Source organism: Nonomuraea montanisoli, from assembly GCF_013363975.1.
Taxonomy (GTDB): domain Bacteria; phylum Actinomycetota; class Actinomycetes; order Streptosporangiales; family Streptosporangiaceae; genus Nonomuraea; species Nonomuraea montanisoli.
The window spans coordinates 41,957-66,417 of the sequence record NZ_JABWGN010000014.1 but is presented as its reverse complement, the minus strand read 5'-3'; the positions used below and the strand labels follow the sequence as shown (position 1 = coordinate 66,417).

Below are 24,461 nucleotides of genomic sequence, written 5' to 3'. Positions count from 1 at the left end.
TGCGGGGCCCTGACGCGCGCTTACCATCCGCGTAACCCCAGCGAGTTGGGAGCGCTCCCATCGGCACGTCGAGAGGACCTTCATGAGACACCGCCTCCTCGCCGCGCTCGCCGTCCTCGTCCTGTCCGTCTCCACGGCGCTGGCCGGCGCGGGCACCGCCATGGCCGCGGTGGCCTGCTCGGTCACGTACGTGAAGTCCTGGGACAGCGGCGGCGGCTTCGGCGCCAACATCACCATCACCAACACCGGAGATCCGCTGACCAGTTGGCGGCTGACCTACGCCTGGCCCGGCAACCAGCAGGTCACCAACGGCTGGTCGGCCGCCTGGAGCCAGTCCGGCCAGAACGTCACCGCCACGAACCTCAGCTACAACGGCACGCAGGCCAGCGGCGCGCAGTGGACGATCGGCTTCAACGGCTCCTACAGCGGCACCAACACCAATCCCACCAGCTTCGCCGTCAACGGCGTGACCTGCGGCGGCAACGGACCGGGCCCCGATCCCGGCCAGCAGGCCCTCCAGGTCAGCCCCACGGCGGTGACCGTGCCCGAGGGCGGCACCGCCACCTACGGCGTCCGCCTGGCGACGCAGCCCACCTCGAACGTGACCGTCACCTCCACCGCGGGCAGCGGCGACGCCGACCTGACCGTCACCTCCGGCGCCGGCCTGACCTTCACCTCCGCCAACTGGAACACGGTCCAGAACGTCACCGTCTCGGCCGCCCAGGACAGCGACACCACCAACGGCAGCCGGTCCGTCACCGTCGCCGCCGGCGGCCTGACCAGCGTGAGCGTCACCGCCACCGAGGCCGACGACGACGCGCCCCCGGCCAACACCTACGTGGCCGAGTTCACCACCCAGTACAACAAGCTCAAGGATCCGGCCAACGGCTACTTCTCGCCCGAGGGCATCCCGTACCACTCGATCGAGACCCTCATCGTCGAGGCCCCCGACCACGGCCACGAGACGACCTCCGAGGCGTTCAGCTTCTGGCTGTGGCTGGAGGCGCAGTACGGCAGGGTCACCGGCAACTGGGCGCCGTTCAACAACGCCTGGAACGTGATGGAGCAGTACATCATCCCGTCGGCCGGCGGCCAGCCGGGCGGCTCCTCCACCTACAACCCGAACGACCCCGCCGACTACGCGCCCGAGAAGCCGCAGCCCAGCGGCTACCCGGTGACGCTCGACTCGAGCGTCGTCGCCGGCCAGGACCCGCTCGCCAACGAGCTGCAGAGCACGTACGGCAACCGCAACGTCTACGGCATGCACTGGCTGCTCGACGTGGACGACGTCTACGGCTACGGCACCGGCCGCGGCGCCAACCTCAGCGAGTGCGGCGACAACACCAAGCGCGTCACCTACATCAACACCTTCCAGCGCGGCCCGCAGGAGTCCACCTGGGAGACCGTCGCGCATCCGTCGTGCGAGACCGGCCGCTTCGGCAAGTCCGGCGCCGGATACCCGCCGCTGTTCATCCAGGGCGGCGGCGCCAACCAGTGGCGCTACACCGACGCCCCCGACGCCGACGCGCGCGCCGTGCAGGCCGCGTACTGGGCGCTGACCTGGGCCACCGCGCAGGGCAAGCAGTCGCAGATCTCCACCACCCTGACCAAGGCCGCCAAGATGGGCGACTTCCTGCGCTACGCCTTCTACGACAAGTACTTCAAGAACCCCGGCTGCACCTCGAAGTCCTGCGCCGCGGGCAGCGGCAAGAGCAGCTCGTCGTACCTGCTGACCTGGTACTACGCCTGGGGCGGCGACACCGGCGGCGCCTGGGCGTGGCGCGTCGGCTCCAGCTCCTGGCACCAGGGCTACCAGAACCCGCTGGCCGCCTGGGTGCTGTCGCCCTCCGGCCCCACCTCGCTGCGCCCGCAGTCGCCGACCGCCGCCTCCGACTGGCAGACCAGCCTGAACCGGCAGCTCGACTCGTACCTGTGGCTGCAGTCCGCCGAGGGCGGCATCGCCGGCGGCGCGACCAACAGCTGGAACGGCGACTACCAGGCGCCGCCCGCCGGCACGCCCACCTTCTACGGCTGGGCCTACGACTGGCAGCCCGTCTACCACGACCCGCCGAGCAACCGGTGGTTCGGCTTCCAGGCGTGGTCGCTGGAGCGGGTGGCCGAGTACTACTACGTCACCGGTGACGCCAAGGCCAAGGCCATCCTCGACAAGTGGGTGCCGTGGGCGCTGGCCAACACCACGTTCGGCAGCGGCGGCGACTACCGCATCCCCAACGACATGACCTGGACCGGCGCCCCCGCGGCCAGCTACAGCGGCGGCGGCACCCCGGGCCCCAACCCCGGCCTGCACGTCACCGTGGCCAACACCACCCAGGACGTCGGCGTGGCCGCCGCCTACGCCCGCACCCTCACCTGGTACGCGGCCAAGTCCGGCAACGCGGCGGCCAAGACCGGCGCCAAGAACCTCATCGACGGCATCCTCGCCCACAAGGACGCCAAGGGCGCCGTGGTGAGCGAGACCCGCGACGACTACAACCGCTTCGACGACCCGAACAACGACTCCACGAACACCGGCCTGTACATCCCGCCGGGCTACACCGGCACCATGCCCAACGGCGACCAGATCGCCCCCGGCAAGACGTTCCTCGACATCCGCTCCTTCTACAAGACCGACCCCGACTGGCCCAAGGTCCAGAGCTACCTGAACGGCGGCTCGGCGCCGACGTTCACCTACCACCGCTTCTGGGCGCAGGCCGACATCGCCATGGCCGCGGCCGACTACGGCACCCTCTTCCCGAACGGGTGACCGCTCGATGACGCGACCGATCACCACGAGCCTCATCGCGCTGCTCGCGCTGGTCGGCGCGATCCTGCTGACCCACAGGCCCGCCGCCGCGGCGACCGGCCTGTGGGTCAGCGGGACCCGCCTCGTCGAGGCGAACGGCAACGCGTTCGTCATGCGCGGCACCAGCCACGCGCACACCTGGTACCCGGCGCGGACCGGCGCGTTCGCCGGCATCAAGGCGCTCGGCGCCAACACCGTCCGCGTGGTGCTGAGCGGCGGCCGGTGGACCGCGAACCCGGCCTCCGACGTGGCGAACGTCATCTCCCTGTGCAAGCAGAACCGGCTGATCTGCGTGCTGGAGAACCACGACACCACTCGCGGTGGCCGGCACGTCCGCCACGACGTCGTTCACCGCCACCGGCCTGTCGCCGAGCACCACGTACCGCTTCCAGGTGCGGGCCCGTGACGCGGCCGGCAACACCTCGGCGGTGTCCGGCACGGTGACGGTCACCACCACCGGCGGCTCGGGCGGCGGCGGCTGCACCGCCGCCTACAGCCAGGTGGGGAGCTGGCCGGACGGCTTCCAGGTAGACGGCGAGCCCGTACACGATCGTGAACGAGTCGCACAACGGCGCGATCGCGGCGGGCGGGACGGCCACCTTCGGATTCCTGGGCAGCTGGAGCGGCACCGACGCCGCGCCCACGCTGACCTGCGCCCGCACCCCCCTGACCCCGGGGGCGCTCACCCCAGGGCCGCGGCGATCTCGGCGAGCAGGGCGTCGAGGTCGCCGCGCAGGCCCGGCTCGACCGCGCCCTCGCGCAGCCGGTCGCCGAGCTTGCGCCGCACCTCCGCGACCCCGCCGCGCGAGGTGACGTGCGCCATCGTCTGGCGCAGGTCCAAGGCCGCGTCGGCCCGGATCCGGCCGGCCGCGGCGCCGGCGTCGAGCTCGTCGTGGAAGCGGTCCAGGGCGCGGGGGAGGGGGCGCGCCGCGAACGAGTAGCGCGGCGAGGAGGAGACCAGGGGCGCCGCCGCCGGGAGGCCGGCGGGCGTCTCGTGGGGCTGCGGCTCGGCCACCGCCGAGGGCAGACCGGCCGCTACGCGCGGCGCCTGCTCGGCGGCCTGCGGTCCCAGCCACAGCACCGTGCCCGCGACCGGGGCCAGCGCCAGCACGGCCAGCCCGTGGCGCAGCCTGCGGCGGGCCGCCGAGCGGCGCAGCGCCGCGGCGAGCCGCAGCGCCACGTCACCGGCGGTGGGCCGCCGCGCGGGCGACGGGTCGAGACAGCGCGCGCAGAGGGCCGCCAGCTCGCCCGGCACGCCGGCCGGGCGCGGGCACGGCCGCGTCCTGCGCGCCCCCTCCAGCTCCTCCCAGGTGGTCTCCGGGTACGGCGGGGCGCCGGTGCACATCTCGAACAGCAGCACCCCGAGCGCGTACACGTCCACGGCCGGATGGACCGGCGCGCCCGCCAGCCGCTCCGGCGAGACGTACGGCGGGGTGCCGCGCTGGTCGTCCGGGTCGCCGCTCGGCGCGGCGATGCCGAAGTCCAGCAGCTTCGGCCCGGAACCGGTCAGCAGCACGTTCTCGGCGGACACGTCGCGGTGGACGATGCCCTGCCGGTGCGCGGCCTCCAGCACGCGGGCGATCCGCGCGGCCGCGGCCGCCGCCTCGCGCCACGGCAGCGGCCCCGCCGACAGCCGCTCGGCCAGGGGCACGCCGTCGAGCAGCCGCATCACCACGTACGCCGCGACCCGCCCGCGCGCCGTGACCGTCTCGCCGTAGTCGTAGACCTCGATGGCGTCCGGGTGCTCCAGCCGGGCGGTGGTCCTGGCCTCCCTGCGCGCCAGCTCCCGCTCCTCCTGCAGCACCTTCACCGCCACGAGCCGCTCCAGCGCGCTGTCGCGCGCCCGCCACAGCACCGACGTGCCGCCGGAGGCGATGCGCTCCAGCAGCACGTACCGGCGGGCCAGGACGTCCCCCGGCTCATGCTGATGCACGGACGACCAGCTCCGCGGGCAGGATCGGGTTGACCGAGACGGTTCCGGACAGCAGCAGCCGGGTGGCCAGGATGGCCAGCTCCTCCACCGGCTGGCGCACCGTCGTCAGCGCCGGGACCGCCCGCCGCGCCAGCGGGGAGTCGTCGAACCCGATCACCGCGACGTCGTCCGGCACCCGGCGGCCGGCCCGGGCCAGCGCGTTGAGCGCCCCGGCGGCCATGAGGTCGGACGCGGCGAACACCGCGTCCAGGCCGGGGGAGCGGCGCAGCAGCCACTGCATGGCGTGCGTGCCCGACGGCAGCCCGAAGTCGCCGTACGCCACCGGCACGTCGCTCGTCCCGGCCTGGCGCAGCGTCGTGACGAAGCCCTCCAGCCGGTCCTGCGCGGCCGGGAGCGTCGGCGGGCCGGCGATCACCCCGATGGACCGGCGTCCGCCGAGCAGCAGGTGCTCGGCCGCCTGCCGGGCCCCGTCGCGGTTGTCCACGTCGGCGTACGGGACCTTCACGTCGTCGGGCGGCCGGCCGATCCCGCGCACCGGGATGCCGGAGGTGGACAGCGTGATCGCCAGCGGGTGCTGCTTGCGGGCCGCGATCAGCAGCACCCCGTCGGCCCCGGCCGCGAGGGCGGGCAGCGTGCCCGGATCCGCGGGCGGCACGGTCATCACCATCATCGGCAGGCCGAGCTCGGCCAGGACGTCGCCGCTCGCCGACAGGAACCGCGCGTAGTACGGGTCCGAGAACAACCGGTGGAGGTGGTCGCAGACCACCACCGCCACCCCTCCGGCCGCCCGCCGCGCCGGAGCGCCGCGCGGCGCCCGATGGCGCACGTACCCCAGACGCGACATCGCGTCGTAGACCTGACGGCGGGTCGACGTGCTGACCCTGACCGTGCCAGTCAATACGCGAGAAGCCGTCGCCTGGGAGACCCCGGCTTCGGCCGCTACCTGTGCGAGCGTGGGCAAATCGGTCACGGCACACCTCGCCCAAGATCTATTGGGAGCGCTCCCTAAACTATCAGTGTTTCGGGGCTGTTAACAGATGCAGTCACGCTCGCGGTCAGGAAGTGCACGTCAGGGCACACGCGCGAAATCGCGGGCCGGCGGATCGCGCGATCCGCCGCCCGGTCCTCAGCCGAGGAGCTTGCGGGCCGCCTGCTCGATCTCCTCCTCCGACAGCAGCACGTGGTCGGCGGCGGCGCCGAGCGGGATGAAGCTGTCGGAGGACGTGACCCGGGCGATCTGCCCCGAGAACCCCGCGTCGACGAGCTCGGCCACGATGCCCTCCGACACCGCGCCGGTGTGGCGGGTCTCGTCGGCGATGAGCACCTTGCCGGTCAGCTCGGCCGCGCGCAGCAGGTCGTCGACGGGCAGCGGCGCGAGCCAGCGCAGGTCGAGCACCCGGCAGCTGTAGCCCTCCTGGGTCAGCCGCACGGCGGCGCGCAGGCTCATCCGCACGCCGTTGCCGAAGGTCGCGATCGTCAGGTCGCGCCCGTCGCCGTAGGAGCGCGCCCGGCCGATCGGCACGTGCGTCTCGCTCCAGCGCGAGGGCGGCGTGTACGGCGCCAGCCAGCCGCCGTCGCCGTCCTCGAACAGGTCCTTGGTGTGGTAGAGCGCGATCGGCTCCAGGAACACGCACACCGACCCCTCGGTGCGGGCCGCCGCGAGGCAGGTGCGCAGCATCGCCGAGGCGTCGTCGGGCCGCGACGGCGAGGCGATCACCAGGCCGGGGATGTCGCGCAGCGCGGCCACCGCGTTGTCGTTGTGGAAGTGGCCGCCGAAGCCCTTCTGGTAGGCGTAGCCCGCCACCCGCACCACGAGCGGGTTGCGGTAGGCGCCCTTGGAGAAGAACGACAGCGTGGCCGCCTCGCCGCGGATCTGGTCGAGCGCGTTGTGCAGGTAGGCGAGGTACTGGATCTCCGGGACGGGCAGCAGCCGCGACACGCCCGACCCGAGCGCCAGGCCGAGGATGGCCTGCTCGTCGAGGTGGGTGTCGAAGACCCGGCCCGCGCCGAACCGCTTCTGCAGGCCGCGGGTCACGCCGTACACGCCGCCCTTCCTGGCGACGTCCTCGCCGAAGACCATCATCTCGGGGTGGACGGCCAGCGCGTCGGCCAGCGTGCGGTTGATCGACTGGGCGAGCGTCATCGGCTTCTCGGCCTCGGGCGGCGTGCCGGCGAAGGCGCGTTCCCGGACGGACGGCTCGGCGGCGACCGGGGCGATCTTGGCGATGAGGTCGGGGCGGCGCGGCGCGATCGGCGCCATGATCTCCGCGGCCGAGCCCAGCCGGGGCGCGCGGGTGGTCTCCAGCGCGATGCGCAGCACGTGCTCGCGCGTCGACTCGTACTTCCTGAGCAGTTCCTCGGGGGTGACCAGGCCCGACTCGACGAGCAGGCGGGCGCCCGCGACCAGCGGGTCGCGCTCCAGGTCGGCGCGCAGCTCGCGCTGGGTGCGGTAGGCGACCTCGACGTCGGAGCCGGCGTGGCCCATCAGCCGCACGGTCCTCAGGTGCAGGAACGCGGGGGAGCGGTGGGTGCGCACGTGCTCGGCGGCGCGCACGGCGGCGGCGTGGGCCTCGACCAGGTCGCAGCCGTCGGCCGGGAAGTACGCGATGCCGGGTCGCTGCGCCGCGGCCTCCACCCAGCCCTTCGGGGTGCGGACGCTGATGCCGATGCCGTTGTCCTCGCACACGAACAGGATCGGCATCGCCTGCCCCTGGTGGGTGGCGTAGGCGGCAGTGTTGAGGCCGGTCAGCGCGGAGGCGTGGTTGACGGAGGCGTCGCCGAAGCTGCACACCGCGATCGCGTCGGCGGGCCAGGCCGTCGGGACGCCGAGCGCCCGGCCCCGCTCGATGGCGAAGGCGACGCCGACCGCGCGCGGAAGGTGGCTGGCGATCGTCGAGGTCTGCGGGATGACCGCGAGCTCGGGATGGCCGAACACCTTGTGCCGTCCGCCCGCCACGGGCTCCTCGGCGGCGGCGCACAGCCCCAGCAGGACGTCGCGCAGCCCCTGGTCGGGCAGCCGTCCGGCCTGTTCGGAACGGGTGAGGTAGAAGGCGCCGGAGCGGTAGTGCAGCAGGGCCGGGTCGGTCGGCCGCAGAGCGGCGGCGACGGCCGCGTTGCCCTCGTGGCCGGCCGAGCCGATCGTGTAGAAGCCCTCGTCGCGCTCGCGCAGCCAGCGCGCGGCGATGTCGAGGAGGCGGCTGTCGATCTGGCGGTGGAAGAGCGTTCGGGCCTGCTCGCCGGTCAGCGAGCTCCCCTCCCGGACGGGACGGCCCGGATCTCTCGCCGGGGCCGCCGTCAGCGCCGCTACCGCTTCGATGAAGTGAGTCTCAACTGTGTCCCGCGCCACAAGCCCGATTATGTCCCGCCGCCGCCGCCCGCGTCTGCCTTCGGCGGCGACATGTTCTGGACCGGTCCGATTGACGATGATCTATGCGAGTTTGTCAGGTTTGAGAACAATGAAGGGTTTCTGTGCGTCTACTGGGGTGAAAACGTGGCACCCTCAACGCCGCGTTGAACCACTGGGGTCTCTGAAAGGAGCCCGAATGTTACAACGCATCCATGCGGCCGCCGTCGTGCTCACGATGGGAGCCGCGGGCCTGGTCCTGGCTCCCGCGGCCTCGGCCGCCGCGGCACCCGCCATCTCCAAGGTGGACGTGGATCCCGGGCCGCCGATCGTGGTCTCGGACAAGACCGTGACGGCGACCTTCTCGTTCGCCACCAAGGACGCCGGCTCGGCCGAGCTCCAGCTCAAGCCGCCCGGCGTGAGCGCGGGCAGCCCGATCACGCTCACCTCGAAGCCGTTCGGCCAGTGGACCCGCTGGACCGGCACCCGCGCCTTCGAGTCCAAGGACGCCGGCACGTGGAACGTCCTGGCCGTGGCGCACGGCTCGGGCGGCTCGGGCGAGAAGTCCGTCACCGGGACGTTCGAGGTCCGCAAGACGCTCGACACCAAGATCGTCGACTTCGACGCCGACCCCGACAGCGTCTCCCGCGGTGACACGATCAAGGTCTCCGGCACGCTGCTCGCCGGTGGCAAGGGGTACGCCGGGCAGAACGTGACCATCACGTTCCGCGAGCAGGGCACCGACGCCTACCGGCACGTCGCCAAGACCACCACCGGCCCCGGCGGCGCCTTCGCCGTCCGGGTCAAGGCCGAGGCCACCGGCTGGTGGCGGGCCGAGTTCGGCGGCAACGCCGAGGCCGCCTCCTCCGTCGGCGACACCGACCGGGTGGACGTCAGGGCCGGCGACCGCGACACCGACATCGCCGGCTTCGACGCGGCGCCCGAGCCGGTCGACAAGGGCGACACGCTCCGCTTCACCGGCGCCCTGCGCTCCGACGGCGACGGCCTGCCGGGCCAGCGGGTCGCCATCCAGTTCAAGGCTCAGGGCTCGGACCGCTGGGAGTACGTCACCAGTGACGTGACCGGCCGCCACGGCCGCTTCCTGGCCTCGGCCACGGCCGCCGGGTCGGGCTGGTGGCGCGCGGTCTTCCGCGGCGCCCGCGGCTTCGACGGCTCGGCGAGCGACGCCGACTGGGTGCGGGTCGAGCGGCCCACGCCGCCGCCGGCGGAGAAGGCCGGCACGCGCGTCGTCGCGTTCAACGCCTACCCGGAGCCGGTCAAGCGCGGCAAGTACCTGAAGGTCAGGGGCCTGCTGCAGATCGACGACGAGGGCGCCTGGGAGGGGTACGCGGGCAAGGTCGCGCTGTACTTCAAGCCCGCGCACGCGCGCTCCTGGCAGTACGTCAAGACCACGCGGTCCGGTGACAGCGGCAAGCTGTGGACCAAGGTCAAGGCGTGGAAGTCGGGCTCGTGGAAGTTCGTCTTCGCCGGGGACGGCGACACGTACGGCGACACCAGCCGTGCCGACTACGTGCGCGTCGTGAGGCGGTAGCCCTCATCAGCGCATGACGTGAGGCCCGGGGCGGGAGCCACGGGCCTCACGCGTGTCAGTTCAGTTCGGGGGCCTTCGCCCCGAGGCTGAGGAGCATGGCCTTGATGTCGGTCATGTCGCTCTCTACTCGCCCGAGGCGCTGGTCCATGGTGTCGAACCGCTGGTCGATGGCCTCGAACCGCTGGTCGATCGCTTCAAGGCGATCGTCGATCTTCGCGAACCGGCCGTCGACCTGCTCGAAGCGGAGGTCGATGAGATCCAGCCGCTCGTTGACGTTTTGAAACCCCTGCTTCATCTCGGCCCGCGTCGTGTCGATCCGCTGGTCGAGCTTGGTGCACCGCTGGTCGAGCTTGGTGAGGACACTGCGTCCGACCAGGTCGATGCGGTCGTGCAGGACTCCGAAGCGCTCCGCGACAGGCGTGTCAGGCATGCCGCTCATCGTATGAGCCTCGAGAGTACTGACGCGGACCTTCAGGTGTTCGACTTCCATCCGCAGGTCGATCATTGGGCGTTCCTTTCAGGGAGAAGCGGAATGGGGGGTGAACGCCGCTCCTTACGCTCACGCACGGAAGACTACATTCGGTCACCTGTTCGTCGCACTCCGAATCCGGGAACTACTCCGCCCGCCGGAACTGCGCGATGGCGGCCGTCATCAGCGCCAGCCCCAGGGCCGCCACCAGCCCCAGCTCCAGCGCCACCGGCACCTGGAAGTCGAACCAGCGCACCCCCGGGTTGAGGGCCGCGTCGACCTGGGCCGGGATGTCCAGGTGGCTGAAGACGGCGTGCCGCATCGGGTCCACCGCGTAGGTCATCGGGTTGACCACCGTCAGCACGTGCAGCCACGACGGCAGGTTGGCCAGCGGGAACATCGCCCCCGACAGGAACATCATCGGCATGATCGCCATCTGCATGAGCCCGAAGAAGGTCTGCATGTTCTTCATGCGCGCCGCCAGCGTCACCCCGAACGCGGTGATCGTGAACGCCGCGAGGAACATCTCCGCCAGCAGCGTCAGCATGAGCGACGGCGAGTAGGGCACCCCCACGAGCCCCGCCATGGCGAGGATGACGAGGCCCTGGCCCGTGGCCACGAGGGCGCCGCCCAGGCACTTGCCCACCACGATCGCGCCGCGCGAGACCGGCGCGACCAGCATCTCGCGCAGGAAGCCGAACTCGCGGTCCCACACGATCGAGCCGGCCGAGAACATGCCGGTCATGATGACCGTCATCGAGATCATGCCCGGGTACATGAACGTGCGGAAGTCGACGCCCGGGATGGAGCCGCGCACCAGCGAGCCGAGCCCCGTGCCCATGACGAACAGCCAGAGCACGGGCTGCAGCAGCATGGACGCCATGCGGGTGCGGTCGTTGACGAAGCGCAGCATCTCCCGGTGCAGCACCACCTTGATCGCCCGGAGGTCGTGACCCGCGCCGCGGGCCTGGATCCGGACGCTGATCGCCTCGGTCGCCATCGTCATCGCCTCGCCATCGTGCGCATCCACGACATCGCGTCGGCGCCCGACTCGGCGTCGCGGATGGTGGAGCCGGTGTAGGACATGAACACGTCGTCCAGCGACGGCCGCGACACGCTGACCGACGTGATGGGCATGCCGAGCTCGGCGAACAGCCGCGGCACGAACTCCTCGCCCGAGGCCACGGCGAACGTCACCGCCCCCTCGCGCACGGCCGCCTCCAGCCCGAACCGCTCGCTCAGGGCCGTGATCGCCTTGGCGTCGTCGCCGGTGTGGATCTGCACGCGGTCCTTGCCGACGCTGGCCTTGAGCGCCTCGGGGGAGTCGATGACCACCACCTCGCCGTGGTCGATGATCGCGATGCGGTCGCAGAACTCGGCCTCGTCCATGTAGTGCGTGGTCATGAAGATGGTGATGTCCTCCAGCCGGCGCAGCTCGTTGATGTAGCCCCAGATGGCCGAGCGCGTCTGCGGGTCGAGGCCGACGGTCGGCTCGTCGAGGAACAGCACCCGGGGCGAGTGGAGCAGGCCGCGGGCGATCTCCAGGCGCCGCTTCATGCCGCCGGAGAACGTCATGACCTTGGCGTCCTTGCGGTCCCAGAGCGCCACCATCTCCATGACCTGCCGGATCCGGTCGCCGACGACGTTCTTCGGCACCCCGTACAGCTCGGCGTGGAAGCGGAGGTTCTGCTCGGCGCTGAGGTAGCCGTCGAGGGTGGGGTCCTGGAAGACGAGCCCGATGTTGCGGCGGACCTCGTCGCGCTCGTTGACCACGTCGTGCCCGGCGACGAGCGCGCTGCCGCCGCTGGGGTTGACCAGCGTGCACAGCATGCTGATCGTGGTGGTCTTGCCGGCGCCGTTCGGCCCGAGGAAGCCGAACACCTCGCCGGGCGCCACCTCGAAGTCGACGCCCTTGACGGCCTCGACCTTGCCGTAGTTCTTGCGTAAGCCGTGGACGGCCACGGCCGGTGCGGTGCTCATTCAGTCCTCCGCCAGGATCTGGAAAACGGACTTGCGCGTCTGCTTGAGCAGCTTCTTGGCCTGGGCGACCTGCCGGTCGTTGGCCGTGCGGGTCAGGTGGACGAACGCCTCGCCGAGCTGGCCCCACAGCAGCCGCAGCTCGTGGCGGTCCTCGGGGATCGTGCGGGCGACCTCGTCCCAGGGCGCCGAGTCGCGCAGGTGGCGCTCGGCCTGCTCGCGGCCCCGCTCGGTGAGCCGGTACGCGCGGCTGCCGCCGCCCTCCTCGCCGACGACCAGGCCCTCGTCCTCGAGCTGCTGGAGCGCGGGGTAGACCGAGCCGGGACTCGGCCGCCAGATCCCGCGGCTGCGGGACTCGATGTCCTGGATCATCTGGTAGCCGTTCTTCGGCTCCTCGGCGAGCAGGCTGAGCAGCGCCGCGCGCACGTCGCCGCGCCGGACGCGGGGCGCCTCGCCCTCCCAGCCCGGCGGGACGTCGGGCAGGTGCAGGTGCGGGTGGGGAGGTGGCGGCGGAGGCGGGGGGCCCGGAGGGCCGTGGTGTCCGTGGTGGCCCGGGTGACCGTGGTGCGCGGCGTGCGGGCCCGGGGGGACGGGCGGGAACGGCGGGTGGTCGCGCCAGTCATGGGGGTCGAACGTCATCATGATCCTTTCCAACTATCGAGATACAGTGACGATATATCTAGATAGTTGGCAGGACAATGCCTTAGGTCGGGATGGATGCGGCGAAAGCGGCGGTGTTAGCGGGCGTTAACAGCGGCGTCGACGGCGGCCCGGGCCATCGCGCGCAGCAGCGGGCGCATGTCGCGCGCCGGAAGCTCCCCCGCGCTGTGCGGGGTGGAGTTCAGCAACCCGAAGACCGCGTGGGTGGCGGCGCGCAGCCGGGCCGCCGGGCAGCCCGGGTGCAGCTCGGCCAGCACGGTCACCCACTCCTCGACGTAGAGCCGCTGCAGCCGGCGGATCCGGCGGCGGTGCGGCTCGGGCACGTTGCCCAGCTCGCGGTCGTGCACGGTGATCAGCGCCGGCTGCTCCAGGGCGAAGGTGATCTGCGCGTCGAGCAGCGCGTCCAGTGTCTCGGCCGAGGAGGCGGCCGGTGCCGTGGCGGAGGTGACGACGGCCGCGGCCGACTCGCGCAGCCGCGAGCTGACGTCGAGCAGCATCTCGGCCAGCAGCGCCTCCTTGCCCGCGAAGTGCCGGTAGAGCGCGGGGCCGGAGACGCCGACGGCGGCGCCGATGTCCTCGATCGACACCCCGTGGAAGCCTCGGGCGGCGAACAGCCGGGCCGCGGCGTCGAGGATCTCGGCGCGCCGGTTGCCGCGATTGCGGGTAGGGGTACGGGCGGTCGTCACGTCTCACATGCTAGACGGTTACGTTAACGATGACTAACATCTCGAACAGGACGAGAGGGGAGTCATGAGCGACTGGCCCGTGCTGAGGTCGTCCGCCGATCCCGGCGGCGAGGACTTCAAGGGCAACGCCGAGCACAACGAGCGGCTCGCGGCAGAGCTGCTCGAACGGCTCGCGGCCGCGGCGCAGGGCGGCCCCGAGCGGGCGCGCCGCCGCCACGTCGAGCGCGGCAAGCTGCTGCCGCGCGACCGGGTCGACGGCCTGCTCGACCCCGGCTCGCGCTTCCTGGAGCTGTCGCCGCTGGCCGCGAACGGCCTCTACGACGACCAGGCGCCCGCCGCCGGCATCATCACCGGCGTCGGCCGGGTCTCCGGGCGCGAGTGCGTGGTCGTGGCCAACGACGCCACGGTCAAGGGCGGCACGTACTACCCGGTCACCGTCAAGAAGCACCTGCGCGCGCAGGAGGTGGCGCTGCACAACCGGCTGCCCTGCGTCTACCTCGTCGACTCCGGCGGCGCCTTCCTGCCCAGGCAGGACGAGGTCTTCCCCGACCGCGAGCACTTCGGCCGCATCTTCTTCAACCAGGCCACGATGTCCGCGCAGGGCATCCCGCAGATCGCCGCGGTCCTCGGCTCCTGCACGGCGGGCGGCGCGTACGTGCCCGCCATGAGCGACGAGGCCGTCATCGTCCGCGACCAGGGCACCATCTTCCTCGGCGGCCCGCCCCTGGTGAAGGCCGCCACCGGCGAGGAGGTCAGCGCCGAGGAGCTGGGCGGCGGCGACCTGCACGCCCGGACCAGCGGCGTCACCGACCACCTGGCCGCCGACGACGCCCACGCGCTGGCCATCGTCCGCGACATCGTCTCCACGCTCGCGCCCCGCGCGCCCCGGCCGTGGCCGGTGACCGCGCCCGAGGAGCCCCGCCACGACCCGCGCGAGCTGTACGGCATCGTGCCCGGCGACACCCGCCGGCCGTACGACGTGCGCGAGGTCATCGCGCGCGTCGTGGACGGGTCGCGGTTCCTGGAGTTCAAGGCCGAGTACGGCCCGACGCTCGTCACCGGCTTCGCGCACATTCACGGGCACCCGGTCGGCGTCGTGGCCAACAACGGCATCCTGTTCAGCGAGTCGGCGCTGAAGGGCGCCCACTTCATCGAGCTGTGCGACCAGCGCGGCATCCCGCTGGTGTTCCTGCAGAACATCAGCGGCTTCATGGTCGGCAAGGCGTACGAGGCGGGCGGCATCGCCAAGCACGGCGCCAAGATGGTCACGGCCGTCTCCTGCGCCCGGGTGCCGAAGTTCACCGTCGTCATCGGCGGCTCGTTCGGCGCGGGCAACTACGCGATGGCGGGGCGGGCGTACTCGCCGCGGTTCCTGTGGATGTGGCCGAACGCCCGCATCTCGGTCATGGGCGGCGAGCAGGCGGCCAACGTCCTGACCACGGTCGGCTCCGCCGACGCCGACGCCATCCGCGCCCAGTACGAGCACCAGGGCAACCCCTACTACTCGACGGCCCGGCTGTGGGACGACGGCGTGATCGACCCGGTCGACACCCGCACCGTCCTCGGCCTGGCCCTGTCCGCGGCGGCCAACGCCCCGCTCGAACCCGTCCGCTACGGCGTCTTCCGGATGTGACCGCGCGCATGAGTCCTTCGCTGTTCGACACCGTCCTCGTCGCCAACCGGGGCGAGATCGCCGTCCGGGTGATCCGGACGCTGCGCCGGCTGGGCATCGCGTCCGTGGCCGTGCACACCGCGTCGGACGCGGGTGCGCGGCACGTGCTGGACGCCGACCAAGCCCTCCAGATCCCGAAATATCTGGATATGGAGGCGATTGTGGCGGCGGCCCAGGCGTCCGGCGCCCAGGCCGTCCACCCCGGCTACGGATTCCTCGCCGAGAACGCCGCCTTCGCCCGCCGCTGCGCCGAGGCCGGCCTGGTCTTCGTCGGCCCGCCGCCCGAGGCCATCGACGCCATGGGCGACAAGATCCGCGCCAAGGCCACCGTGTCGGCCGCCGGCGTGCCCGTCGTCCCGGGCGCCGCCGAGCCCGCCGAGTCGCTGGCCGGCTGGGACGACTTCCCGGCCCTGATCAAGCCCTCCGCGGGCGGCGGCGGCAAGGGCATGGTGCTGGTCCGCTCGGCCGCCGAGCTGCCCGAGGCCATCGCGTCGGCCCGCCGTACGGCCCGTGCCGCGTTCGGCGACGACACGCTGCTCATCGAGCGCTACGTGGCCAACCCCCGCCACATCGAGATCCAGGTGCTGGCCGACGCCCACGGCGGCGTCGTCCACCTCGGCGAGCGCGAGTGCAGCCTCCAGCGCCGCCACCAGAAGATCGTCGAGGAGGCGCCGTCGCCGTTCGTGGACGAGAGCCTGCGCGCCCGCATGGGCGCGGCGGCCGTCGAGGCGGCCCGCGCGGTCGGCTACACGGGGGCCGGCACGGTCGAGTTCATCGTGGACGGCACGACCGGCGAGCACCACTTCATGGAGATGAACACCCGTCTCCAGGTGGAGCACCCCGTCACCGAGCTGGTCACCGGCCTCGACCTGGTGGAGCTCCAGATCCGGGTGGCGGCGGGCGAGCCCCTGCCCTTCGCGCAGCAGGACGTACGGCTGCGCGGCCACGCCGTCGAGGCCCGCGTCTACGCCGAGGACCCCGCGCGCGGCTTCCTGCCGACGGGCGGGCGCGTCCTCGCCCTGCGCGAGCCCGAGGGGGAGGGCGTCCGGGTCGACTCCGGCCTGTCCGAGGGCATGGTCGTGGGCAGCGAGTTCGACCCCATGCTGGCCAAGGTGATCGCCTGGGCGCCGTCCAGGGACGCGGCGCTGCTGCGGCTGGACCAGGCGCTGGCCCGCACCGCCGTGCTCGGCCTCACCACGAACGTCCCGTTCCTGCGCGCCCTCGTCACCCATCCGGCGGTCCGCTCCGGCGCGCTCGACACCGGCCTGGTCGAGCGGGTCCTGCCCGACCTGCCGCTCGCCGGCGAGCCGCCCGCCGAGGCGCTGGCGGCCGCCGCGCTCGCCTTCCACGCGCTGCCCCAGGGCGCGGACCCGTGGGAGGTCACCGACGGGTGGCGGGTCGGCGAGCGGGCGTGGACGACGTGGCGGCTGGAGTCCCGCGGCGCGGTGCACGCCGTCCAGGCGCGCGGCCTGCCGTACGAGGCGGCCGAGGTGCGCGTGCCCGGCGACGGCCCCGGCGACCATCCCGGCGACGGCCCTCGCGCTCACTCCGGCGACGCCCTCGACGGCCGGTCCGGCGACGCCCCCGAGGGCCGGTCCGGCGGTCCGGGCAGGGGCACGGCCGCGCGGATCCGGCGCGACGGCTCCCGCCTGTCCGTCACGCTCGGCGGGCGCACCGGCCACTACGCCTGCGCCCGCGACGGCGACACGCTCTGGCTCGGCCGCGACGGCTCCGCCTGGGCGTTCACCCGCCACCTCATCGGCGACCCCGGCGACCGCCCCGGCGCGGCGGGCACGGGCGACGGCGTCGTCCGCAGCCCCATGCCCGGCACCGTGCTCGTGGTCAAGGTCCAGACGGGCGACCTGGTCGCCGAGGGGGAGCCGCTGCTCATCGTGGAGGCCATGAAGATGGAGCACACCGTCACCGCCCCGCTCGCGGGCCGCGTCACCGAGCTGCCGGCCCCGGCCGGCCGGCCGGTCGACATGGACGCCGTTCTCGCCGTCGTCACGCCCGAGGAGGAGTCGTGATGCGCCGGCCATACGGGCTGGAGGGCCTGCCCCACCAGGTCACCGTCTACGAGGTCGGCCCGCGCGACGGGCTGCAGAACGAGGCCGCGGTCGTCCCCGTCGAGGCGAAGGCGGAGTTCGTCGCGCGCCTGGCCGGCGCCGGGCACAAGGTGATCGAGACGACCAGCTTCGTCCACCCGAAGTGGGTGCCGCAGCTCGCCGACGCCGAGGAGCTGCTGACCCGCGTCGAGCGCCGGCCCGGCGTCCGCTACCCGGTGCTGGTGCCGAACGAGCGCGGCCTCGACCGGGCGCTGGCCCTGGAGGTGGACGAGATCGCCGTCTTCGCCAGCGCCACCGAGACGTTCGCCGCCAAGAACCTCAATCGCAGCCTGGAGAGCCAGTTCGACATGTTCGAGCCGGTCGTCGCCCGTGCCCTGGCGGCGGGGGTCAGGGTCCGCGCGTACGTGTCCATGTGCTTCGCCGACCCGTGGGAGGGGCCGACGCCGATCCCGCAGGTCGTCGAGGTGGGCGAGCGGCTGCTCGGGCTCGGCTGTTACGAGCTGTCGCTCGGCGACACGATCGGCGTGGCCACGCCCGGCCACGTCACCGCGCTCATCGAGGCGTTCGGCTCGCCCGACCGGCTCGCCGTCCACTTCCACGACACGTACGGCCAGGCGCTCGGCAACACGCTCGCCGCGCTCAGGACCGGCGTGACCACCGTCGACGCGTCCACGGGCGGCATCGGCGGCTGCCCGTACGCCGAGTCGGCCACCGGCAACCTCGCGACCGAGGACCTCGTCTGGATGCTCGACGGCCTCGGCGTCGAGACCGGCCTCGACCTCGGCAAGCTCGTGGAGACCAGCACCTGGCTGGCCCGGCTGCTCGGCCGTCCCAGCCCGTCCCGCGTCGTCCAGGCCCTCTCGAAAGGCTGACCACCCATGCTGACCGGCGAGTACGAAGAGCTGCGCAAGACCGTCGAGGCGTTCGCCCGCGACGTCGTCGCCCCGGTGATCGGCGACCACTACGAGCGGGAGGAGTTCCCGTACGGCATCGTGCGCCAGATGGGCGCGATGGGCCTGTTCGGGCTGCCGCTGCCCGAGGAGTACGGCGGCATGGGCGGCGACTACTTCGCCCTCTGCCTGACCCTGGAGGAGCTGGCCCGCGTCGACTCCAGCGTGGCCATCACGCTGGAGGCGGCGGTGTCGCTGGGCGCCATGCCGATCTACCGGTTCGGCACGCCCGAGCAGCGCGAGGAGTGGCTGCCCCGGCTCGCGACCGGGGAGCTGCTCGGCGCGTTCGGGCTGACCGAGCCGGGCGGCGGCTCCGACGTGCCGGGCGGCATGCGCACCACGGCCGTGCTCGACGGCGCCGAATGGGTGATCAACGGGACCAAGGCGTTCATCACGAACTCCGGCACCGACATCACCGGCGTGGTCGCCGTCGCCGCGCTCACCGGCGATCGGGAGATCTCCACGATCCTCGTGCCGAGCGGCACCCCGGGCTTCACCGTGTCCAAGAAGTACTCCAAGGTCGGCTGGAACGCCTCCGACACCCGGGAGCTGGCCTTCAGCGACTGCCGGGTGCCGGCCGCCAACCTGCTCGGCGAGCGCGGCCGCGGCTACGCCCAGTTCCTGCGCACCCTCGACGAGGGACGCGTCGCCATCGCCGCCATCGGCGTCGGCCTCGCGCAGGGCTGCGTGGACGAGTGCCTGCGCTACGTCCGCGACCGCCGGGCCTTCGGCCACCCGATCGGCCACTACCAGGCCATCCAGTTCAAGATCGCCGACATGGAGGCCCGGACCCACACCGCCCGCCTGGCCTACTACCACGCCGCCGAGCGGATGCTGGCCGGGCAGGCGTTCAAGAAGGAGGCCGCCATCGCCAAGCTGGTCTCCTCGAACGCGGCCATGGACAACGCCCGCGACGCCACGCAGATCTTCGGCGGGTACGGTTTCATGAACGAGTTCCCCGTGGGCCGCTTCTACCGCGACGCCAAGATCCTGGAGATCGGCGAGGGCACGAGCGAGGTGCAGCGCATGCTCATCGCCCGCCAGCTCGGCCTCGGCGACCTCTGACCCGCGCCGGCCACGGTCACCCGGGGCGGTCGGCGAGGGCGAGCCACGGCTCGTGGGCGCCGCCGAACGGGCCCTGACGGGAGCCGACGGCCGTCATCAGCATGGCGGCCGTCTCCTCCGCCCGGGCGACCACCTCCGCCGGGTAGCCCAGCAGCACCTGGTGCTCGGCGAACTCGTCCTCGTCGTCCAGGAACAGCCGCCCGTCACGCATCCGGATGACGTCGAGGTCGAGGTCCACCATGGTGACCTCGGCGAGCTCCGCCACGTCGCCGTCGCGCCACTCGGGCACCGTCGTGACGTCCACGTACACGTCGGTCCGGTGCGGCCGCGCGTGGAAGCTCGCCGTCCACCACGCGTCGCGCGGGAACAGCATGACGATCGCGGTTTCCCAGGTCACCGGCGGGCCGTCGCCCTTGCGGGCGACGGTGCCGGGGGGCGCCGCGACCCACACGCCGTGCTCGTCCTCGCCGAGCAGCGTTCCCCGGTGGTGCCAGTGCAGCGCGCCCCCGTACTTGCGGTAGACGACCATGATCTCGCTCACGCCCGGAACGCTAACCCAAGGCCCGCGCCCCGCCCAGGGCAGGGGGTGACGTACGGTCGGATCATGACGCCGATCGACACCTTGGGGACGGCAGGGGAGCTGGTGGTCAGACCGGCCACGGAATCCGACGCGGACGAGCTGTTCGGGCTGACCCGGGAGTTCGCGCTGTCGTTCCGGCCCGAGCGGGCCGCGTTCGACGAGGCGCTGCCGCGGCTGCTGCGCGACGAGGACGCGCTGCTGATCACCGCCGTGACGTGCGGACGGGTGCACGGCTACCTGCTGGGGTTCGCGCACCTGACCCTGTTCGCCAACGGGCCGGTCGCCTGGGTCGAGGAGGCCATGGTGCGCCGCGGGTCGAGGCGGCAGGGCATCGGGCGGGCGCTGCTGGAGGAGTGCGAGCGGTGGGCCCGCGCCCGCGGCGCCCGGTACCTGTCGATGGCCACCCGGCGGGCGCCGGAGTTCTACCACGCGCTCGGCTACGAGGAGTCGGCCGCGTTCTTCCGCAAGATCCTCAGGTAGGAGCGTACGGGGCGGGCTCGTCCTGTCGGAGGCGGATGGCATCCTGTAGGGCGTGACGATCCACACGGTGAGCCCGCTCTTCGTCGGCCGGGCGGGCGAGCTGGCCGCGCTCGGCGACGCCCTCTCCCGCGCCCGTGCGGGGTCGTCGTCCACCGTGCTCGTCGGCGGCGAGGCCGGCGTGGGCAAGACGCGGCTGGTCAGAGAGTTCACCGGCCGGGCCGGCGACGCGCTGGTGCTGGTCGGCGGCTGCCTGGAGCTCGGCACCGAAGGTCTGCCGTTCGCCCCCTTCAGCGCCGTGCTGCGCGGCCTGGTGCGCGAGCGCGGCCGCGACGGGGTCGCCGCGCTCGTGCCCGGCGGCACCACGCGCGGGCTGGCCCGGCTGCTGCCCGAGTTCGGCGAGCCCGACCGCGACGGCGCCGAGGCGCGGGCCCGGCTGTTCGAGCAGATGCTCGGGCTGCTCGAACGGCTGGCCGAGGACCAGCCGGTGGTGCTCGTCGTCGAGGACGCCCACTGGGCCGACCGCTCCACCCGCGACCTGCTGTCGTTCCTCGTCCGCTACCAGCGTTCCGACGCGGGCCTGCTCATCGTCGTCACGTACCGCACCGACGAGCTGCGCCGCACCCACCCGCTGCGCCCGCTGCTGGCCGAGCTGGCCCGGGTGGGCTGGGTGAACCGGATCGAGCTGCGCAGGCTCACCCGGCGCGAGGTCGTCAAGCAGGCGGCGAGCATCCTGGAGCGCGAGCCCAGACCCGCCGACATCGAGATGATCTACGCGCGCAGCGAGGGCAACCCGCTGTTCGTCGAGGCGCTGCTCAGCGAGGCCGGCGGCGGCCTCGCGCTGCCCGAGTCGCTGCGCGACCTGCTGCTGGCCGGCGTCGAGCGGCTGCCCGAGGAGACGCAGGAGCTGCTGCGCGTGGCCAGCGCCGGAGGTCAGCACATCGAGCACGCGCTGCTGTCGGCCGTCTCCGGCCTCGACGACGCCGAGCTGTCGCGCGCCCTGCGCCCGGCCGTCGCGGGCAACGTCCTCGTGGTCGACGGCGAGGGCTACTCCTTCCGCCACGCGCTGATCCGCGAGGCCCTCCACGACGACCTGCTGCCCGGCGAGCACACCCGCCTGCACACCCGCTTCGCGCAGGCGCTGGAGCGCGACCCGTCCATCCTGCCCGCGCCGCGCGGCGCGATCGAGCTGGCCCACCACTGGCACTCCGCCCACGACGCCACCTGGGCGCTGGTCAGCGCCTGGGCGGCGGCCGCCGCCGCGCGCAAGTCCACCGCCTACGACGAGCAGCTCCGCATGCTGTCGCGGGTGCTGGAGCTGTGGGGCCAGGTGCCCGACGCCGCCGAACGCATCGGCGCCGACCACGTCGAGGTGATGTCCCAGACCGTCACGGTCGCCCACCTGGCGGGCGAGTACGAGCGCGGCATCGCCCTGGCCGGGGCGGCCATGGCCGAGCTCGACCCCGACACCGAGCCGATCCGGGCCGCCGTCCTGCTGCGCAAGCGCGGCATCATCCGCTACGACCTGGGCCGGTTCGGTCACCTCGACGACCTGCGCCAGGCGGCGGCCCTGACGGCCGACGGACCGGCCCGGCTGCGCGCCCGCGTCCTGGAGAACCTCGCCCGCATGCTCCACTCGGCCGACGCGTGGGACGAGAAGATCGCCACCGCCGAGCAGGCCATCGCGCTGGCCCGCGAGGTGGGCGACGCCGCCTGCGAGGCCCATGCCCTGATCGCCCTCACCTGGGCCCGCGCCCGCGACTTCTCCCGGTCCGAGGCCCACCTCGGCGGCTTCGCCGAGGCCCGGCGGCTCGCCCTCGGCGCCGACGCCTTCAACGCGCTGCTCGGCTGCGCCATCTCCGAGTCCGACACCCTGGAGGGGGCGGGCCTGCACGAGCGGGCGGCCCGGGTGGCCCGCGACGGCGTCGCCGAGGCCGAGCGGTACGGCGTGGCCCGCACCTCCGGCGCGTTCCTGTCGATCAACCTGGCCGAGCCGCTGGTGTCGCTCGGCCGCTGGGACGAGGCCCTCGACGTCATCGAGCACGCCCTCGACCTCCTGCCCCCGCCGCCGCACCAGGCCAGCCTGCAGGGCTTCGGCGCCGACATCGCGCTGGCCCGCGGGCAGCTCGACCGGGCCGAGGAGTCGTTCGAGCGGGCCCGGTTCGTCCTGGCGCGCGGCGTCTTCCGCGACCAGAACGTGCTGCCGCACGCCGGCCGGGAGATCGCCCTGCTGCTGGCGCGCGGCCGGGCGGACGACGCGCGGGACACGGCCGTGCGGGCCCTGCGGGAGCACGCCGCGGGCTCCGGGCCGCGCTACCTGTGGCCGTTGCTGGTGACGATCGCCCGGATGGGCGGGCCGCTGCCGCCCGAGGCCGTTGAGGTGGCGGGGCGGATAGAGGTCCAGGGCGCCCTCCAGCGGGCCCACCGGCTGACGTTCACGGCTCTCACGGGGCTGCGGGCCGGAGCGGGCGACCCGGACGGCGAGGCGGCCGCCGAGGGCGTCCTCAGCCGTGCCGGGGACGGTGTCCGGGCCGGCCTTGCGGGCGGCGCCGGGGACGGTGTCCGGGGTGGCGGTACGAGGGACGGCGGCGAGGGCGATCTCGCCTGGCGGCTCACCGTGTGGGACGAGGCGGTGGCGGCCTGGGCGGCGCTGAGCCAGCCGTACTCGGAGGCGCTGGCCCTGGCCGACGCGGCGCGGGCGGCGCTGGCGTGCGGCGAGCGGCAGGGGGCCGCGGCCCGCGTGGCGCGCGCCCGCGAGCTGGCCGAACCCCTGAAGGCCGCGCCCCTGCTCGCCCGGCTCGACGCCATGGTGGGCCGGCCCCAGGCCGCCCCGGGCCGGTCACGGGCCGCCGGCGGCGCCGACGGCGCGCAGGCCGGAGCGCCGCTGGGGCTCACGGCCCGCGAGCTGGAGGTGCTGCGGCTCGTCACGGCCGGGCGCAGCAACCGCGAGATCGCCGGCGAGCTGGTCATCGCGGTCAAGACGGTGAGCGTCCACGTGTCCAACATCCTGGCCAAGCTGGGAGCCGCGTCGCGAGGCGAGGCCGCGGCCACGGCCCACCGCTTCGGCCTCTTCGACGGCTCGCGGTAGCCCTCGGGAGACCCGGGCACCGACCGGGCGGGCTTCAGCGCAGCTTCAGCTTCAGCTTCGGCGAGGGCGCAGGGCGTCCAGGAGCAGAGCGAGCGTCCGGCGGCGGAGATCGTCGGACCAGGCCCCGGCCAGGGCGCCATGGGTCGCGGCGGAGAGAAGGGCCATGACCTCGTCGAGGCGGACGTCGGGGCGGACGGTGCCGGCCTCCCGGGCGGCGTCCAGCAACGTGCCGAAGGTCTGGGTGAAGGCCGCGATCTGCTCGTCCGGTTCGATGGCCGTGCCCTCCTCGGCCAGGAGGCCGGCGACGGTGCCGACCTTGGCGGAGCTCTCCACGAGGAACGTGAAGTAGTCGAAGAGCGCGGCCCCCGGAGGGCCGTCGGCGAGGAGGGTCCCGGCCTTGTCGAGGAGACGCTGACGCAGATCCTTCATGATCGCGGCGAGAAGGTCCCGCTTGGTGGGGAAATGGCGGAAGACCGTCCCGATGGCGACGTCGGCCCGGGTGGCGACCTCCTGGGTGGAGGCGGCGGGGCCCCGTTCGGCGAACACCTGCTCGGCGGCCGCGAGAATGCGGGCGCGGTTGCGCTGGGCGTCGGCGCGCAGGGGTCTGTCCGCCGTCATTCGTCCCCCCGTTGACAAGATGAGTCGCCACTCATATTTTCAAAAATGAGTCGCCACTCATCTTACCTCACGCCTGAAGGGACACCCATGTCCACGGAGACCCCGCGAGACCTCTTCGCGCGCTTCCAGCACAACGCCCTGGCCGGCAGGCCCGGCCTGGACGCGGACATGCTGGCCGCCGACGTCGTGATCGAGGCGCCGTTCGCCCCTCCCGGCCGCCGCAGGACGGAAGGCCGCGAGCAGATCGTGGCCAGGGCCCGAGCGGGTCGTGAGGCCCTGCCCATCGTGTTCGAGGAGTTCGCCGACGTGACGATCCACGACACCGCCGACCCGGAGGTGATCATCGCCGAGTACCACATGGTGGCCTCGGTCCCCGGGACCGGGACGCGGGCGAAGGCCCCGTTCGTGGTGGTGCTGCGCGCCAGGCAGGGACGCATCGTGCACTGGCGCGAGTACCAGGACCCGGCGGCGATGGCGCAGGTCCTCGCCATGACGGCCGGCGGATCCGACGGCCCCGGCTGA

At 73.1% G+C, this 24,461-nt stretch carries 20 protein-coding genes and 1 pseudogene; 11 read left to right on the top strand and 10 right to left on the bottom strand.

The window, feature by feature from the left end; genetic code table 11:
- The first annotated feature begins 82 nt into the window (after positions 1-82).
- The 3 genes and pseudogenes from HTZ77_RS32685 to HTZ77_RS48845 all read left to right on the top strand — a co-directional run.
- Positions 83-2,764, top strand: coding sequence for a glycoside hydrolase family 48 protein (locus HTZ77_RS32685; RefSeq protein WP_175593595.1), 2,682 nt, complete (start codon positions 83-85; stop codon positions 2,762-2,764).
- 7 nt (positions 2,765-2,771) lie between these two features.
- Entirely contained in the window at positions 2,772-3,209 is a 438-nt protein-coding gene (locus HTZ77_RS32680; RefSeq protein WP_205304155.1) for a cellulase family glycosylhydrolase, read from the top strand.
- A 143-nt stretch (positions 3,210-3,352) separates the two neighbouring features.
- Positions 3,353-3,436: pseudogene (locus tag HTZ77_RS48845) on the top strand (hypothetical protein); the annotation flags it as partial.
- Between the two features lie 49 nt (positions 3,437-3,485).
- On the opposite strand, the gene HTZ77_RS32675 reads toward HTZ77_RS48845, so the two are convergent.
- From HTZ77_RS32675 to HTZ77_RS32665, 3 genes are all read right to left on the bottom strand, one after another.
- Positions 3,486-4,736 carry a serine/threonine-protein kinase gene (locus tag HTZ77_RS32675; RefSeq protein WP_175593594.1) on the bottom strand — a complete coding sequence of 417 codons (1,251 nt, stop codon included), beginning with the start codon at positions 4,734-4,736 and terminating at the stop codon, positions 3,486-3,488.
- On the bottom strand, positions 4,723-5,706 hold the full coding sequence (locus HTZ77_RS32670) for a LacI family DNA-binding transcriptional regulator (RefSeq protein ID WP_175593593.1): 984 nt from the start codon (positions 5,704-5,706) through the stop codon (positions 4,723-4,725). Before HTZ77_RS32670 ends, HTZ77_RS32675 begins: the two co-directional genes overlap by 14 nt.
- 156 nt (positions 5,707-5,862) lie before the next feature.
- Complete coding sequence (locus HTZ77_RS32665) at positions 5,863-8,082, bottom strand: thiamine pyrophosphate-dependent enzyme (protein WP_175593592.1); 2,220 nt, start codon at positions 8,080-8,082, stop codon at positions 5,863-5,865.
- Positions 8,083-8,278: 196 nt separating this feature from the next.
- Between HTZ77_RS32665 and HTZ77_RS32660 the strand changes: the two genes are divergently transcribed.
- Complete coding sequence (locus HTZ77_RS32660; RefSeq protein WP_175593591.1) at positions 8,279-9,631, top strand: hypothetical protein; 1,353 nt, start codon at positions 8,279-8,281, stop codon at positions 9,629-9,631.
- Between the two features lie 55 nt (positions 9,632-9,686).
- Here the strand turns inward: HTZ77_RS32660 and HTZ77_RS32655 are convergent, their stop codons facing one another.
- From HTZ77_RS32655 to HTZ77_RS32635, 5 genes are all read right to left on the bottom strand, one after another.
- A complete protein-coding gene (locus tag HTZ77_RS32655) occupies positions 9,687-10,136 on the bottom strand; it encodes a hypothetical protein (RefSeq protein ID WP_175593590.1) in 450 nt (149 codons plus the stop codon).
- Between the two features lie 109 nt (positions 10,137-10,245).
- The gene (locus tag HTZ77_RS32650) at positions 10,246-11,106 is read right to left on the bottom strand and encodes an ABC transporter permease (RefSeq protein WP_175593589.1); all 861 of its coding nucleotides are present in this window, start codon (positions 11,104-11,106) and stop codon (positions 10,246-10,248) included.
- Positions 11,103-12,080, bottom strand: coding sequence for an ATP-binding cassette domain-containing protein (locus HTZ77_RS32645; RefSeq protein WP_175593588.1), 978 nt, complete (start codon positions 12,078-12,080; stop codon positions 11,103-11,105). The genes HTZ77_RS32650 and HTZ77_RS32645 overlap by 4 nt, the downstream gene beginning before the upstream one ends.
- Entirely contained in the window at positions 12,081-12,719 is a 639-nt protein-coding gene (locus tag HTZ77_RS32640) for a PadR family transcriptional regulator (RefSeq protein ID WP_175593587.1), read from the bottom strand.
- Between the two features lie 95 nt (positions 12,720-12,814).
- Complete coding sequence (locus HTZ77_RS32635) at positions 12,815-13,423, bottom strand: SACE_7040 family transcriptional regulator (RefSeq protein ID WP_175593586.1); 609 nt, start codon at positions 13,421-13,423, stop codon at positions 12,815-12,817.
- A gap of 64 nt (positions 13,424-13,487) precedes the next feature.
- Here HTZ77_RS32635 and HTZ77_RS32630 point away from each other — a divergent pair, with 64 nt between their 5' ends.
- The 4 genes from HTZ77_RS32630 to HTZ77_RS32615 are packed head-to-tail and all read left to right on the top strand — an operon-like array spanning position 13,488 to position 19,176.
- Positions 13,488-15,056 carry a carboxyl transferase domain-containing protein gene (locus HTZ77_RS32630; RefSeq protein ID WP_175593585.1) on the top strand — a complete coding sequence of 523 codons (1,569 nt, stop codon included), beginning with the start codon at positions 13,488-13,490 and terminating at the stop codon, positions 15,054-15,056.
- A gap of 8 nt (positions 15,057-15,064) precedes the next feature.
- Positions 15,065-17,122, top strand: a complete 2,058-nt coding sequence (locus HTZ77_RS32625; protein ID WP_175593584.1) for an acetyl/propionyl/methylcrotonyl-CoA carboxylase subunit alpha — start codon at positions 15,065-15,067, stop codon at positions 17,120-17,122.
- Entirely contained in the window at positions 17,122-18,033 is a 912-nt protein-coding gene (locus HTZ77_RS32620) for a hydroxymethylglutaryl-CoA lyase (protein WP_175593583.1), read from the top strand. Before HTZ77_RS32625 ends, HTZ77_RS32620 begins: the two co-directional genes overlap by 1 nt.
- Positions 18,034-18,039: 6 nt before the next feature.
- Positions 18,040-19,176, top strand: a complete 1,137-nt coding sequence (locus tag HTZ77_RS32615; protein ID WP_175593582.1) for an acyl-CoA dehydrogenase family protein — start codon at positions 18,040-18,042, stop codon at positions 19,174-19,176.
- Positions 19,177-19,192: 16 nt separating this feature from the next.
- Here HTZ77_RS32615 and HTZ77_RS32610 read toward each other — a convergent pair whose 3' ends face one another.
- Complete coding sequence (locus tag HTZ77_RS32610; protein ID WP_328808905.1) at positions 19,193-19,717, bottom strand: DUF402 domain-containing protein; 525 nt, start codon at positions 19,715-19,717, stop codon at positions 19,193-19,195.
- A 63-nt stretch (positions 19,718-19,780) separates the two neighbouring features.
- Between HTZ77_RS32610 and HTZ77_RS32605 the strand changes: the two genes are divergently transcribed.
- The gene (locus HTZ77_RS32605) at positions 19,781-20,236 is read left to right on the top strand and encodes a GNAT family N-acetyltransferase (protein WP_175593581.1); all 456 of its coding nucleotides are present in this window, start codon (positions 19,781-19,783) and stop codon (positions 20,234-20,236) included.
- Between the two features lie 52 nt (positions 20,237-20,288).
- Positions 20,289-23,321 (top strand): helix-turn-helix transcriptional regulator, encoded by a 3,033-nt coding sequence (locus HTZ77_RS48455; protein WP_175593580.1) that lies wholly within the window; start codon positions 20,289-20,291, stop codon positions 23,319-23,321.
- Positions 23,322-23,372: 51 nt separating this feature from the next.
- Here the strand turns inward: HTZ77_RS48455 and HTZ77_RS32595 are convergent, their stop codons facing one another.
- The gene (locus HTZ77_RS32595; RefSeq protein ID WP_175593579.1) at positions 23,373-23,939 is read right to left on the bottom strand and encodes a TetR/AcrR family transcriptional regulator; all 567 of its coding nucleotides are present in this window, start codon (positions 23,937-23,939) and stop codon (positions 23,373-23,375) included.
- An 87-nt stretch (positions 23,940-24,026) separates the two neighbouring features.
- Here HTZ77_RS32595 and HTZ77_RS32590 point away from each other — a divergent pair, with 87 nt between their 5' ends.
- Entirely contained in the window at positions 24,027-24,461 is a 435-nt protein-coding gene (locus HTZ77_RS32590) for a nuclear transport factor 2 family protein (protein WP_175593578.1), read from the top strand.

Coding starts and splice junctions, on each gene's coding strand:
- HTZ77_RS32685 (WP_175593595.1), top strand. CDS start 83: ATGAGACACCGCCTCCTCGCCGCGCTCGCCGTCCTCGTCCTGTCCGTC.
- HTZ77_RS32680 (WP_205304155.1), top strand. CDS start 2,772: ATGACGCGACCGATCACCACGAGCCTCATCGCGCTGCTCGCGCTGGTC.
- HTZ77_RS32660 (WP_175593591.1), top strand. CDS start 8,279: ATGTTACAACGCATCCATGCGGCCGCCGTCGTGCTCACGATGGGAGCC.
- HTZ77_RS32655 (WP_175593590.1), bottom strand. CDS start 10,136: ATGATCGACCTGCGGATGGAAGTCGAACACCTGAAGGTCCGCGTCAGT.
- HTZ77_RS32650 (WP_175593589.1), bottom strand. CDS start 11,106: ATGACGATGGCGACCGAGGCGATCAGCGTCCGGATCCAGGCCCGCGGC.
- HTZ77_RS32645 (WP_175593588.1), bottom strand. CDS start 12,080: ATGAGCACCGCACCGGCCGTGGCCGTCCACGGCTTACGCAAGAACTAC.
- HTZ77_RS32640 (WP_175593587.1), bottom strand. CDS start 12,719: ATGATGACGTTCGACCCCCATGACTGGCGCGACCACCCGCCGTTCCCG.
- HTZ77_RS32630 (WP_175593585.1), top strand. CDS start 13,488: ATGAGCGACTGGCCCGTGCTGAGGTCGTCCGCCGATCCCGGCGGCGAG.
- HTZ77_RS32625 (WP_175593584.1), top strand. CDS start 15,065: ATGAGTCCTTCGCTGTTCGACACCGTCCTCGTCGCCAACCGGGGCGAG.
- HTZ77_RS32620 (WP_175593583.1), top strand. CDS start 17,122: ATGCGCCGGCCATACGGGCTGGAGGGCCTGCCCCACCAGGTCACCGTC.
- HTZ77_RS32615 (WP_175593582.1), top strand. CDS start 18,040: ATGCTGACCGGCGAGTACGAAGAGCTGCGCAAGACCGTCGAGGCGTTC.
- HTZ77_RS32605 (WP_175593581.1), top strand. CDS start 19,781: ATGACGCCGATCGACACCTTGGGGACGGCAGGGGAGCTGGTGGTCAGA.
- HTZ77_RS32595 (WP_175593579.1), bottom strand. CDS start 23,939: ATGACGGCGGACAGACCCCTGCGCGCCGACGCCCAGCGCAACCGCGCC.
- HTZ77_RS32590 (WP_175593578.1), top strand. CDS start 24,027: ATGTCCACGGAGACCCCGCGAGACCTCTTCGCGCGCTTCCAGCACAAC.